12 protein-coding genes are annotated in these 12,834 nt (G+C 62.9%); 9 read left to right on the top strand and 3 right to left on the bottom strand.

Annotation, left to right across the window (positions count from 1 at the left end):
* Positions 1-62 precede the first annotated feature (62 nt).
* Positions 63-1,112 (bottom strand): DUF128 domain-containing protein, encoded by a 1,050-nt coding sequence (locus C481_RS18885; RefSeq protein ID WP_006110936.1) that lies wholly within the window; start codon positions 1,110-1,112, stop codon positions 63-65.
* 228 nt (positions 1,113-1,340) lie between these two features.
* Here C481_RS18885 and speB point away from each other — a divergent pair, with 228 nt between their 5' ends.
* The 3 genes from speB (at position 1,341) to C481_RS23010 (ending at position 3,729) form a co-directional block, all read left to right on the top strand.
* Positions 1,341-2,345 carry an agmatinase gene (gene speB, locus C481_RS18880; RefSeq protein ID WP_006110935.1) on the top strand — a complete coding sequence of 335 codons (1,005 nt, stop codon included), beginning with the start codon at positions 1,341-1,343 and terminating at the stop codon, positions 2,343-2,345.
* 4 nt (positions 2,346-2,349) lie between these two features.
* Positions 2,350-3,534 carry a pyridoxal phosphate-dependent aminotransferase gene (locus C481_RS18875; protein WP_006110934.1) on the top strand — a complete coding sequence of 395 codons (1,185 nt, stop codon included), beginning with the start codon at positions 2,350-2,352 and terminating at the stop codon, positions 3,532-3,534.
* Between the two features lie 69 nt (positions 3,535-3,603).
* A complete protein-coding gene (locus C481_RS23010) occupies positions 3,604-3,729 on the top strand; it encodes a DUF7859 family protein (protein WP_006110933.1) in 126 nt (41 codons plus the stop codon).
* 60 nt (positions 3,730-3,789) lie between these two features.
* On the opposite strand, the gene C481_RS18870 is transcribed toward C481_RS23010, so the two are convergent.
* Entirely contained in the window at positions 3,790-4,803 is a 1,014-nt protein-coding gene (locus C481_RS18870) for a threonine aldolase family protein (RefSeq protein WP_006110932.1), read from the bottom strand.
* Positions 4,804-4,936: 133 nt separating this feature from the next.
* Here C481_RS18870 and C481_RS18865 point away from each other — a divergent pair, with 133 nt between their 5' ends.
* The 6 genes from C481_RS18865 to C481_RS18840 all read left to right on the top strand — a co-directional run bounded on the left by C481_RS18865 (position 4,937) and on the right by C481_RS18840 (position 11,202).
* Positions 4,937-6,151, top strand: coding sequence for a hypothetical protein (locus C481_RS18865; RefSeq protein ID WP_006110931.1), 1,215 nt, complete (start codon positions 4,937-4,939; stop codon positions 6,149-6,151).
* Positions 6,141-6,539 (top strand): hypothetical protein, encoded by a 399-nt coding sequence (locus C481_RS23100; RefSeq protein WP_006110930.1) that lies wholly within the window; start codon positions 6,141-6,143, stop codon positions 6,537-6,539. The genes C481_RS18865 and C481_RS23100 overlap by 11 nt, the downstream gene beginning before the upstream one ends.
* 63 nt (positions 6,540-6,602) lie before the next feature.
* Complete coding sequence (locus C481_RS18855; protein ID WP_006110929.1) at positions 6,603-7,697, top strand: aminopeptidase; 1,095 nt, start codon at positions 6,603-6,605, stop codon at positions 7,695-7,697.
* Between the two features lie 400 nt (positions 7,698-8,097).
* A complete protein-coding gene (locus C481_RS18850; protein ID WP_049904760.1) occupies positions 8,098-8,676 on the top strand; it encodes a plastocyanin/azurin family copper-binding protein in 579 nt (192 codons plus the stop codon).
* Positions 8,677-8,854: 178 nt separating this feature from the next.
* Positions 8,855-9,901 (top strand): DMT family transporter, encoded by a 1,047-nt coding sequence (locus C481_RS18845; RefSeq protein ID WP_006110927.1) that lies wholly within the window; start codon positions 8,855-8,857, stop codon positions 9,899-9,901.
* Between the two features lie 188 nt (positions 9,902-10,089).
* Positions 10,090-11,202 carry a pyridoxal-phosphate-dependent aminotransferase family protein gene (locus C481_RS18840; RefSeq protein WP_006110926.1) on the top strand — a complete coding sequence of 371 codons (1,113 nt, stop codon included), beginning with the start codon at positions 10,090-10,092 and terminating at the stop codon, positions 11,200-11,202.
* 134 nt (positions 11,203-11,336) lie between these two features.
* On the opposite strand, the gene C481_RS18835 is transcribed toward C481_RS18840, so the two are convergent.
* Entirely contained in the window at positions 11,337-12,410 is a 1,074-nt protein-coding gene (locus C481_RS18835; RefSeq protein ID WP_006110925.1) for a cytochrome P450, read from the bottom strand.
* Positions 12,411-12,834 lie beyond the last annotated feature (424 nt).

Raw genomic sequence — 12,834 nt, 5'->3', positions numbered from 1 at the left:
GGTTGCCACCGGAATTCATCTTTATTCTCGCCGAATTATCGTCGCGAGCCGCGATACCGGACTCAATCGCCGATCGCCGCCGTCGGCGCAACCGCCGCGACCGGTTCGAACGAGTTCCGTTCGACCGTGCCGTACAACGTGTCCCACTCGTCGGTCAGGCCGGCCTCGCTGAGCGCCGCGAGCACGAGTTCACCGACGCCGACGTAGGTAAGCGAGCCGAACGCCCAGGCCGAACTGCCGTTCGGTAGTTTGTCCTGTTCGCGCGGGCGGCGAAAGTCGAGGACGCCGCCGATCGCGTCACGACTCGCGACCGCGAGGTCGCGGGCTTCCTCGTACCGGTTGATCGGGAACTGTCGGCCGTCGCCGACGAGAAGTCCCGGCCCCTCGCTCTCGGTTTCGAGCAGCGTCAACACGTCGGTGCGCCCGGCCTCGATCAGCAGCGAGATCACGTCGATCGACGACCCCTCGCCGTTGATCACGTCGACGTAGCGCGTGATCCGACCGCCGCTCTGGAGTTGTCGGTCGCCGTCGCTGAACTCGTCGTCGACGTGGACGGGTTCGTACTCGAGGATGCCGGCGGTCGTGAGGTCGGCGTTGACGCCGTGGGCGAGCAGGACGCCGTCGAGCGTGATGCTCGAGGGGACGAGCAATCGCGTATCACCGGGTTCGCCGGGTGCGCTGTCCTCGAGAGAGATCGGAATGGGACCGAGCGGGAGCGATTCGAGGCGGGAGACGAGTTCGAGCGCGTCGTCGACGGCGTCGGATTCGAGGTGGGCGGCCGAGGCGACGAGTGCGCCGGTGTCCTCGATGGGATCGTAGCTCACGCGGCTCGTGAGCGCGGCGATCCGGGCGCGGATCTGTTCGAGGCGGCTGCTCACGTCGCCCTGTTCGAGTTCGTTGCGGCCGCGTTGGGTCAGTCGCCGACCCTGGCCGGGGACCTTCTCGGTGAGTTCGAGGTCGTCGAGATCGGAGAGCGTGAGCCGGATCGTGCGGTCTTTGATGTCGTAGCCGTGGAGTTGCATCAACTCGACGAGCTGGATGCTGCCGATCGGGCCGTGGCGATCGACGAGTCGAAGGAGATCGTACGTTCGTCTGTCGAGTTCCGGTGGCATGCACAGACAGTGGGCGAGGGTGACCACCAAGGTTTGGGTTACTAGGTTGGGCGATGGCGTAACCTTATTGTCCCTGTCGCGAAACGGATAGGGTGGCAACCACTTGCCGGGATGTGAAATTATGACACCCAAACTGTCGTGGACGCAGCTGCGAGCGACCGGCCGGACGACGGACGACCGGCGTACTGGCAGGAACGCGATCGAGACGCACGAAACGGGGGCTGACCGGTGACGAATTACAATCCCGCAGCGGCCTTTCGGGAGTCGGTCGACGGTGCCGGCGTCGAACTAGCCTACGCCGGACTGGGGACGTTTCTCAAGGGAGACGCGCGGAACATCGACGATGTGACGGACGTCGACGCGGCGGTTCTCGGCGTTCCCTACGACGGGGCGGTCTCGAATCGGCCCGGGACCCGGTACGGCCCGACGGCGATTCGACGAGCGAGCGGCTGGTGGGCGTATCTCTCGGACTACAAGGGTGGGTTAACGAACATGCAGACCGGCAAGCAGGTGAACTTCGACGACCTCACCGTCGCGGACTGCGGTGACGTGCCGGTCTTCCCGATGGACGGCGAGACGACGGCCGAGAGCATCACCGCGCACGTGGCGACGGTCGCGTCCCAGACGTTTCCGGTCATGCTCGGCGGCGACCACTACTGTACGTTCCCCGCGGTTCGCGGCTTCGCCGAGGGGAGGAACTACGACGACGTCGGGTTCGTCCAGATCGACGCACACACCGATACGACCTCGGAGAGTCCCGTCTTCGGAACCGACTTCCACGGCTCCAGTACGGCCCTGATCGCCGACTCCGAGTACGTCGACTACGGGAACGTCAGCCAGGTCGGCATCCGCGGCTACGAGTCGCCCGAGTTCTTCGAGTTCGCCGAGGAGACCGGACTCGATCTCTACACGATGCGCGACGTCGAGGACCAGGGAATCACGTCGGTCGTCGCGGACGCGGTCGCGTCGGCGGCCGAGGGAACCGACGCGGTGTACGTCTCCTTCGACATCGACGGCGTCGACCCGAGCGTTGCGCCGGGAACTGGCACGCCGGTTCCGGGCGGGCTGACGGCCCACCAGGCGCTCAAGACGATGGAAGTGCTCGGTGCGACCGACGCGGTCAGCGCCGTCGATATGATGGAGGTCGCACCCCGGTACGACACCGACGAGGGCACCCAGAAACTCGCCGCGTACCTGCTGGTTACGCTACTCGAACGACAGTTCGCGGAGTGAGACGATGGAACGAGAACCACCCGCCGGAACACTTGAAACGGCCGACGCAGTCGGCAGCGCCCGAACAGCGGGCGTCGCCGAGTCCGTGATCCGCGAGATGACCAGGGAGGCGATCGACCGCGGCGCGATCAACCTCTCGCAGGGCATCCCCGACGAGGACGAGACGCCCCCCGAAATCAAGGCCGCCGCTCAGGAGGCCGTCGAAACCGACAGCCAGTACACCATCACCTGGGGCCTGCCCGAACTCCGCGAGGCCGTCGCCGAGCGCTACGCCGAGTGGAAGGGCGTCGCGTACGACCCCGAAACCGAGGTCACGATCACCAGCGGCACCAGCGAGGCCCTCATGTCGACCATGCTCGCACTCGCCGGCCCCGGCGACGAGGTCGTCTACTTCGAACCCGTCTACGAGAGCTACATTCCGGCGAGCCAGTTCGCCGGCGCGACCGCGGTCCCGATCGACATCACCGACGACCTCACCATCGACGTCGACGAACTCGCCGCGGCCGCCGCGGACGCCCGCATCCTCGTGCTCAACACCCCGATGAATCCCACCGGGAAGGTGTTCTCGCGCGAGGAACTCGAGCGCATCGAGGAAATCGTCTTCGAGCACGACCTCATCGTCCTCACCGACGAAATCTACGAGCACATCGTCTACACGGACGACTACGTCAGCCCCGTCGAAGTCGGCGACCTCGCCGACCGAACCGTCGTCTGTACCGGCATGTCGAAGACGTTCAGCGTCACCGGCTGGCGCGTCGGCTTCTGTCTCGCACCCGAGTACCTCTCGAAAGAACTCCGGAAGATCCACGACTACACGAGTATCTGCGCGCCAACGCCGTTCCAGCGCGCCGGCGTCGAGGCGCTGTCGCTCCCCGACTCCTACTACACTGAACTCGCCGACTCCTACGAGCGGCGTCGCGACTTGCTCTACGAGGGCCTGCAGGACGCAGGACTTGCCCCCGTCAAACCCGACGGCGCGTACTACATCCTGACGCGATACCCGACCGACGAGGACGACATCGAGTTCTGTTATCGGCTGATCCGGGAGGCCGGCGTCGCCGCCGTGCCGGGGAGTAGCTTCTACACCGACGCCGAGGAGGCATCCGACTGGATTCGGTTTACGTTCTCGCGGAACGAGGCGACGATTCGGGAGGCGATCGACCGATTGGTCGAAAACCGCTGGTGGTAGTCGCCGATCCCGAATTCACGCCGATCCACGTCGAAACGATTTTGCGCACTGACACTGTACCCGGCGCGTATGCTCGAGTTCATCCCCGACGACCCGGTCATCATTGCGATCGTCGTGATCTTGTTATCGCTGATTCTCTTCTCGTACCTGCTGCTCCGGCGGACGGTCCTCGAGTTCCGCGACGGAATGCGATAGGGTAAAGAGCGGTTTCGGTTTCGATCCAACAACCGACCGTGACAGGCGGTCGGTGATGGCTTAGAACGCGTCGTCGATTCGCTCGAGTACCGCGTCGATATCGGGCCGCGAGACGTCGCGATGCGTACAGAACCGGATCGTCGTCGGGCCGAACGCCGTCGCCAGCACGTCGCGGTCCGCCAGGCGGTCGAGAACGGTTTCGGTGTCGAGTCCGGTGCCCTCGACGTCTGCGAGCACGATGTTCGTTTCCGGTTCCTGCACGGCGAAGCCGTCGACAGCCGTAAGTCCCGCCGCGAGCACGCGTGCGTGTTCGTGATCGATTTCGAGGTCGGCGACGTTCTCCAACGCACGGAGCGCCGGAGCGGCGATGATCCCGGCCTGGCGCATGCCGCCGCCGAACAGTTTTCGAGTGCGGCGGGCGTCCTCGACGAACGACTCGGGGCCGGCGACCATCGATCCGACGGGCGCGCCGAGGCCCTTCGAGAGCGATATCATGACGGTATCGACGGGATCGACGAGTTCGGTGACGGGTACGTCGAGCGCCGTCGCGGCGTTGAACACGCGCGCGCCGTCGAGGTGCACCGGAACGTCGCGATCGTGGGCCGCCTCGGCCGCCGCGGCAATCCGCTCCGGGTCGATCGCGAGTCCGCCGCGCGCGTTGTGGGTGTTCTCGAGACAGAGTAGGCCGGTCCCCGGGCGGTGGAGTTCCGTCTCGACGAAACCGGCGGCGACCTGCTCGGGCGTCGGCGCGCCGCGGTCGGTGTCGAGCATGCGCACCTGCAGGCCGGAGAGATCGGCGAGACCGCCGAGTTCGTATTTGACGACGTGGCTCTTGCGGTCCGCCAGGACTTCCTGGCCGCGGTCGGTGTGCACTCTGACGGCGACCTGGTTCGCCATCGTCCCGGAGGGGAAGTAAAGCGCCGACTCGGTGCCGAGTCGGTCGGCGACGGTCGTTTCGAGTTCGGCGACGGTGGGGTCCTCGCGGTAGACGTCGTCGCCGACGGCGGCCGACTGAGCGGCATCGCGCATGCGATCGTCGGGTGTCGTTACGGTATCCGAGCGAAGATCGATCATGGCGCGAGGTAGCCCGTCGCCGAAGAAATACCCTGTTATGTCCCGTGTGCGGTCGAATCACTATCACACGACAGCCGGATGTCACAGTCTTCGACAGCGATGGGTTCAACTACCCATCATTTGTTGTGAGCGTATGGACCCCGCATCTCGCTCTGGTTCGACCGACGGTGATTCGTACTCCGCAACGACCGACCGGGCGGGGACGAGTGGGGTCAGGGCAGATGGTGGTCGCGATCCGAACGGCTCGCAGTCACCGGCATCGAGTTCACCATCAGCGCCCGCGTCATCCCCATCCCAATCGTCATCCCCCTTCTGGAACCACGTCTCGCGCGTTCTCGGTCGGTTCGGCGACCTCCGTCCGTTCGCGCTCGTTCCGCTCTGTCTCTCGCTCGCTGAACTCGGTAAACTCGGGCGAGCGATGGGACCGACTAACGGCTTTACCATCTCGGCGAAATTCGTGCTGCCGGAGCCGTTGCTCGAACTCTGGTCGTTCGTCGACGCACCCGGTCCGGGGATGGGGGGCGCATCGAGTGCACTCGATTCGGCGACCGGTGCAGCCGGCTCGTCGGCACCGGCAGTCACGCCGACGGAGACGCCACCCGCGTCGACACCCGCCGGTGGTGGGAGCTACGGCGGGACCGAAACCGGGATCGACGTACCGATCGACACGCCGTTCGAAACGATCGTGCTCTCTCCGGACTCGATCGGCGGGGCGACGCTCGGCACGATCGGCGTGCTCCTCGTGGTCTACACCGTGCTCGCGTCGATGGTCGCCGCGGTCTACATCGGCGGGCTCGATCGGCGGCTCCGCGACGAACCGATCGCGGTCGCTGCGTCCCTCGTCAGGTACACGCCGCGATTCATCCTGTATCACGCGGCGCTGTTCGGACTCGTGCTGCTGGCCGTCCCGTTCGCGCTGATCAGTCCGCTGCTGCTCGTGCTCGCGATTCCCGTCGTGCTCGTCCTGGCCTATCTCTTCTACGCGGCTCCGTTCCTGTTCGTCGTCGCCGACGCGCGGTTTCTCGACGCACTCCGCCGATCGTACGAGTTCGCGACGGATGGCGGCGCGTACCTTCGGTTCGCGCTCTGGCACGCCGGCATCGGAATCGCCGTTTCCCTCGTCCTGTCGGTGCTCGTGAGCGCGATACCCGTCCTCGGAGTCGTGGTCGCCCTCGCGGTGACGGTCCCGCTGTCGCTCGTCCTGACCGCCGCAACCGTCTCGTTCTGTCGGGAACTCGTCGATAGCGAGGCGATCGGTGCTTCCACCGTGGGGACACAGCCCGGCAATGGCCGCGGCCGTCCGTCCGACGCGCCCGACTACACGACGGGGACCGACGATGCCATCTGAATCGAATCGAACCGGGGCGAACGGACGGGAGGCCGAGACTGAACTCGAAACCGACCCCGAAGAGAGAGCCGCAGTCGAAACCGAACCGAACGGCGATCAGCGCACGACGCGGCGATCAATCCGACGCGCACGTGAAAGCGGGCGCAGCCAGCCGCCCGCAGACGCTCGGTCGCGAGCCGATGGTGGCCGCCGTGGCCACCGGCTCATCTCGGTGCTCCGGCTCGCCTCGCTGGCACTGCTCGTCGTCGGATTCAGCGGCTGGCTATTCGACGACAGCACACGCACACTCGACTCGCCGTTCACACTCTCGTTCGCCGTCGGCATCGCCTGTGCGCTGGTCGCGATCTACCTCGGCATTTTCCTGGCAGACGGCGACGCGGGGCGATAAGTGGGACCGGCGAAGGCTTTCGATTCGAAAATGGTATCCCAACACTGCGAATACATCTCCGGTATGGACCCGCGAATCCGAAACCATGCCGAGATTATCGCGAATCATTCGGTCGATCTCCAAGAAGGAGACAACGTCATCATCGACGCGCACCCGGTCGCCGAGGACCTCGTCGTCGCACTCTACGAAGTCATCGGGGAGCAGGGGGCGAATCCGGTCACGACGAGCCAGCGCACCGGAAAGCGCCAACAGCGTGCGTTCCTGCGCGCCAGCGACGGCGAGTTCGAAACGCCCCAACACGAACTCGCGCTCATCGAGCACACGGACGTCTACATCGCCATCCGAGCGAGCGACAACGTCACCCAGACGAGCGACGTCGACCCCGAAATCAGCTCGGCCTACCAGCAGGCTCACGGGCCGGTCCTTGAGGAGCGCCTCTCGACGCGCTGGTGTCTAACCCAGTTCCCCGCGCCCGCGAACGCCCAACTCGCCGAGATGAGCACCGAGGGCTACGAGAACTTCGTCTGGGACGCCGTCAACAAGGACTGGGACGAACAGCGCGCCCACCAAGCCAACATGGTCGAAATCCTCGATCCCGCCGACGAGATCCGCATCGTCAGCGGCGACACGACGGACGTGACGATGTCCGTCGACGGCAACCCGACGATCAACGACCACGGCGAGCACAACCTCCCCGGCGGGGAGGTCTTCACCGCCCCACAACCCGATAGCGTCGAGGGCGAAGTCCTGTTCGATATGCCGCTCTACCACCAGGGACGGGAAATCACCGACGTGTACCTCGAGTTCAGCGAGGGCGAGGTCGTCTCGCACTCGGCGGCGAAAAACGAAGCAATCCTGACCGAGGTGCTAAACACCGACGCGGGCTCGCGCCGACTCGGTGAACTCGGCATCGGCATGAACCGAGATATCGACCGGTTCACGTACAACATGCTCTTCGACGAGAAGATGGGCGATACGGTCCACATGGCCGTCGGACGGGCCTACGACGACACCGTCGGCGAGGGCAACGAACAGAACGACAGCGCCGCCCACGTCGATATGATCGTCGATATGAGCGAGAACTCGTTCATCGAGGTCGACGGTGAGGTCGTCCAACGGAACGGCACCTTCCGGTTCGAAGACGGCTTCGAGAAGTAGGCGCCGGACGAACGGGACGAGTCGAACCGGTTTCGTCGTCGGTTTCGCGTGAGCGCCGCAAAGCGACCCGAGCGGAACCCGTCGGGAGTGATTCGACCACCGACGGTGGTGGTTGTTTTCTCACATCATCTACAGTAAGATCTAATATATGTTAGCCGGCATTCCCCCTCAGCCGAACCTGTTCGGTTGCTGCGACCGGATTTGGTGGTGGGTTTGAATAGCCCGAATGGGGCGTGAATATTTCAGAAAAGACCGCATTTTCGGCATAAATATATTATTTTTCGTCTGTTTCGACGGGTAATAGGATATTACTTCAGATCAGGACCATGGTGTGAAATCGCATGACACTGTGGGGGAAGAAGATGGTGATTTTTATGTATCCGCCTATAACGCTCAGTTGATGAGTCGAAACAACCCGATTTCACGGCGGACTGCGATGAAGATCACGGGTGCCGCGGCCACGACCGCGCTTGTCGCTGGTTGCAGCGACGACACGGACGAAGGGAACGGCAGCGAAAACGGCAACGGCGACGAGGTCAACGTGGAGGACTGGGAAGGCGTCGAAACTATCGAACTCGGCGGTGAAATGAGCGCCTGGCAAGGAGTTTCACCAAGCCCCATTGAAGACGAAGAGAACCCAACTCTCGTGCTCTTTGAGGGCCAGTCCTACGAAATTACGTGGGAGAACCTTGACGGAAAGAACCACAATATCGAAATCGTCGACGACAGCGACGAACCCGTCAACGACCTCTCGACCGACCAGATGAACGAGGAAGGCGAAACGCAGACGCTCACGATTGACGAGGTCACGAGCAGCATGAAAAACTACCTCTGCCGTCCCCACGAGAGCCAAATGCACGGCGAGATCCAAGTGGAACAGCCGCCAAGCGGTGGCAACGGTGACGAATCCGGTAACGGCAACGAGAGTTCGGGTAACGGCAACGAGAGTACCGGCAACGGCAACGAAAGCGAAGAATAACGCTGCTGCCGTCTTTTCATTCCCTATTCTTTTAACGCCTCTCGGCCGAGTAGCGGCCGCTCTCTATGCGCGTCGATACCGCGATTCGTGATACCACATAGCGGCGAATTTGGCACCGAGAGGCACTGACGCGCCGAAATCCGAATGCAAAAGTAGTCCCGCCCCTTCTCTTTCGAAAATGATTCTCAATCGAACTGGGGTTCTCTTCGTCGCCCTCGCATTCGCCTGGGGCAGCGCGTTCAGTGCGATCGAAATCGGACTGACGACGCTTCCCCCGATCCTGTTCGCTGCGCTTCGCTTCGATATCGCCGCCGTGCTCTTTGCCGGCCTGGTCGTCGTTCGCGAACTCGAGTGGCGACCCGAGACGAAAACCGATTGGCTCGCTATCGCCGTCTCCGGCGGCCTGCTCGTCGGCGGGCACTTCGCGTTTCTGTTTCTCGGGCAGTCGTACGTCTCGAGTGCCGTGTCTGCGATCGTGCTGAGTCTCACCCCGATCGTTACACCGCCGCTTGCACTCCTCTTGCTCCCGAATCAGCGGCTCCGCGCGCCCGCCGTCGCCGGCCTCCTCGTCGGCCTCGTCGGTATCGTCGTCATCGCCGTTCCCGGCGGCTCCCTCGACGGACAGATCCTCGGCGTCGCACTGCTGTTCATCGCGGCCACGGTGTTTGCACTCGGGTCCGTTCTGTTCGAACGACTCGAGGAAACGCTCCCAACGATCTCGGTACAAGCCTGGGCGATGGTCGTCGGTGCCGGCCTGTTGCACGGCTTGAGCGCCTTCCATCCCGGCGAGCGACTCGCTACGGTCGCGCTCCCCTCGGCGACCCTGAGCGCGCTTCTCTATCTCGGCGTCGTCTCAACCGCCGGCGGCTTCCTCGCGTACTTCGTCCTCCTCGAGCGCGTCGGCGCGACCGAACTCAGCCTCGTCAACTACGCGACGCCAGTCATCGCCGCACTCGTCGGCTGGGCGCTCCTCGGCGAAGCGATCACCGCGACGACGGTCCTCGGATTCGCACTGATCGTCACCGGCTTTGGGCTCTGTAAACTCGAGGCACTGTGGCGCGTCGGCGGTCCGCTGGTTGGATACGGTCCCCAGCGTCCCCTGCTTGCCGGTGACGATGATAACGGTAGCAGTATCGTCGTGGACGGGAACGCCTACCTGCGTGATCGTGAACTCGGTCTCAGTGAGAGCGACCACTCGACCCGCGTTGCCCCGCACGGAGACTGACGAAAGACCACCACCGCCATCAGCACCACCGCACGGCGGCTCACGGAGCGCGGCGGCTATCGACAAGGTGAGAAACCGTCAGTGAGCCCGAGATCGGAGAGTAGCACTTCTCCCGACCGCCAAAAGAAGACGGCATCAAAAGTACCATACCGCCTCGCTACGCAGTAAGCCGTACTCAGGTGGTTTCCGTGACCGAGAAACGCGAATACAGAGACGACTATCCCGACAAAACGTTGTACATTCCGGGCCCGACCGAGGTACGTGACGACGTTCTCGAATCGATGTGCGAGCCGATGTTCGGTCACCGAATGGACCGAATGACGGACCTCTATACGACCATCGTCGAGGACACCAAGGAGTTCCTCGGCACCGACAACGACGTCATCATCCTCACCGGCTCGGGCACCGAGTTCATGGAGAGTTCAGTCCTGAACCTCGTCGACGAGAACGTGCTCGTGACGACCTGCGGGAGTTTCAGCGAGCGCCAAGCTAACGTCGCCGAACGTCTCGGCAAGAACGTCGACACGCTCGAGTACGAGTGGGGGCAGGCGGTCAAACCCGAGGATGTGCGCAAGACGCTCGAAGCGAGCGACACGGAGTACGACGCCGTCACCTGCGTGATGAACGAGTCCTCGACCGGCGTTCGCAACCCGATCGAGGAGATCGGCGACGTCATCGCCGAGTATCCGAACACGTCCTTCATCGTCGACGCCGTCTCGTCGCTCGGCGGGGACTACGTCTCCATCGACGAACACGACATCGACGTTATCTTCACCTCGGTTCAGAAAGCCTTCGCCATGCCGCCGGGACTGGGCGTCTGCGTCGTCAGCGACGACGCCTACGATCGCGAACTCGAGAGCGACTCGGCGTCGTGGTACGGCGGCTTCCAGCGCTCGCTCGATTACTACGACCGGAAGGGCCAGACCCACTCCACACCCGCGATTCCGATCATGCTGGCCTACCGCACGCAGATGAAGCACATGCTCTCCGAGGGCCACGATGCCCGCGATCAGCGCCACCGGGAGATGGCCGAGTACACGCGCGAATGGGCCCGCGATCACTTCGGGATGTTCCCCGAGGAGGGCTACGAATCGCAGACGGTGAGTTGCATCGAGAATACGCAGGGCATCGACGTGGCCGAAACCATCGACACCGTCTCCGAGGAGTACGACATGGTCTTCTCGAACGGATACGGATCCGAACTCGGCGAGAAGACGTTCCGCATCGGCCACATGGGCGAACACGACGTGGAGTCCGTTCGAACGCTGACCGACGCGATCGAAGACGCCGCCGGCCTGTAGGTCGTCTCGGAACCGAGATCCGCACTCGTGCGGCGTTCGTTCGCTCGTATTCCGGTACGACGGCAGCATCAGATCCAGTAGCGCCTAGCATGTTCGCGTTACCGTTGGGGGCCGTTCAATCGCGAGCAGGACGATTAGGTTTGGACAGAGATAGGGAGCGTCTGCAATCCGTATAGCGTCGGCCCGACGATCGGATCGCGTTCGTCGGTCGCGAAGCTCACGTCGGAGACACGGTCGAAGAATACGGGGAGAACGGTTCTCGCTTCGAGTCGAGCGAGCGGTGCCCCCAGACAGACGTGAATACCCCTGCCGAACGTCATATGGGGGTTCGGTGACCGTTCCGGATCGAACGTTTCGGGATCGTCAAACTGTTGTGGGTCTCTGTTCGCTGATGCAACCCATGCAGCGATTTGATCGCCTTCCGGAATGGTAGTACCGTTGACTTCAACGTCCGTCGACGCGATCCGCTCGACGGTATGAACCGATGGTTGGTACCGTAACACCTCCTCAATCGCAGTGTCAAGGTCGATAACGCCCGCCTGAATGTCTGCGATGAGGTCGTGTTTCGTAAACATCCAGAGCGCATTCGTCAGGAGGGTGATCGTCGTGTGGCTCCCAGCGAGCAACAGCAACGCACAGAAATTATAGATCTCCTCCGGCGTCATCTCCCTCCCGTCCGGAGTCGCGTGAATCACCTCCGAGAGGATGTCGTCCCGGGGGTTTTCCTTCCGCCTCTGAACCAACTCGGTAATGTACGCTTTGAGTTCTTCCTGCGTGTGTTCGCCGCCCGGTCTGACGCCTATAAGCACCTCGCGTTTGTCCCGTGGGACGCCGAGAATCTCTCCGATAACGCTCGCCGGAATCGGCGCTGCAAACTCTGCGGCGAAGTCGAATTCGGTTCCAGCCGCGAGGACCGTATCGAGCTGGTCGCGAGCTAATTCCTCGAAATCATCGCTAAACGTGCGTAGGTTGCCCGGTTGGAAGTATTCGTCGACGACCCCTCGAAGGCGTTCGTGCTCCGGGGGATCGCGCTTGATCATCGTGTCCGTGAGATCGACTGCGCTGTCCCTGCTCACCCCGCCTAGCCCGGACCCGAATTCGGAGGAAAACGTTTCGAAATCAGTGAGTACTGTCTGGACATCATCGTACTGGAATACGTCCCAGCACCCCCGCGTCTCGTCGTAGCGGACGGGGTTGGTCTCACGCATCTCTCGATACCACGGATACGGGTTCAATTGCCGTTGTGGAGAGCCAATCGGGTCCGGCAGACGGCTCATACCGGGATTGTCTACGGCGACCATACTGACCGTTCAGTCAGCCAGCGGTAAATAGTTTCTCCTCGGTACTTTATTGGATTATTCAAATCACGCCGATCTTACCTCATAGATGACGAACGCAGCCGTTTAGTGAGGACAGCGACCGTCATTACCGCGTCGAACTCGTGAACTCTGTGACGGTTCGCAAGCAAACGCGGGAGGATACCACTATCGCTCAGACCACCCCGGTTTCTGCTATCGATTCGGGATCGATTCCGGCCATAGTATGCACCAGCGGGCGTCATACGGAACGCTCCGGCCGGGTTGAACATCCATTCAGAAACGATACGCGCAACGATAGCCAGAGAACCGTTTT

The organism is Natrialba asiatica DSM 12278, assembly GCF_000337555.1.
GTDB classification, from domain to species: Archaea; Halobacteriota; Halobacteria; order Halobacteriales; family Natrialbaceae; genus Natrialba; species Natrialba asiatica.
Note: the sequence above shows the minus strand (reverse complement) of the source record. Positions and strands in the feature narration are given on the sequence as shown.

Coding starts and splice junctions, on each gene's coding strand:
- C481_RS18875 (WP_006110934.1), top strand. CDS start 2,350: ATGGAACGAGAACCACCCGCCGGAACACTTGAAACGGCCGACGCAGTC.
- C481_RS18850 (WP_049904760.1), top strand. CDS start 8,098: ATGAGTCGAAACAACCCGATTTCACGGCGGACTGCGATGAAGATCACG.
- C481_RS18885 (WP_006110936.1), bottom strand. CDS start 1,112: ATGCCACCGGAACTCGACAGACGAACGTACGATCTCCTTCGACTCGTC.
- C481_RS18845 (WP_006110927.1), top strand. CDS start 8,855: ATGATTCTCAATCGAACTGGGGTTCTCTTCGTCGCCCTCGCATTCGCC.
- C481_RS18855 (WP_006110929.1), top strand. CDS start 6,603: ATGGACCCGCGAATCCGAAACCATGCCGAGATTATCGCGAATCATTCG.
- C481_RS23100 (WP_006110930.1), top strand. CDS start 6,141: ATGCCATCTGAATCGAATCGAACCGGGGCGAACGGACGGGAGGCCGAG.
- C481_RS18865 (WP_006110931.1), top strand. CDS start 4,937: ATGGACCCCGCATCTCGCTCTGGTTCGACCGACGGTGATTCGTACTCC.
- C481_RS18835 (WP_006110925.1), bottom strand. CDS start 12,410: ATGCGTGAGACCAACCCCGTCCGCTACGACGAGACGCGGGGGTGCTGG.
- C481_RS23010 (WP_006110933.1), top strand. CDS start 3,604: ATGCTCGAGTTCATCCCCGACGACCCGGTCATCATTGCGATCGTCGTG.
- C481_RS18870 (WP_006110932.1), bottom strand. CDS start 4,803: ATGATCGATCTTCGCTCGGATACCGTAACGACACCCGACGATCGCATG.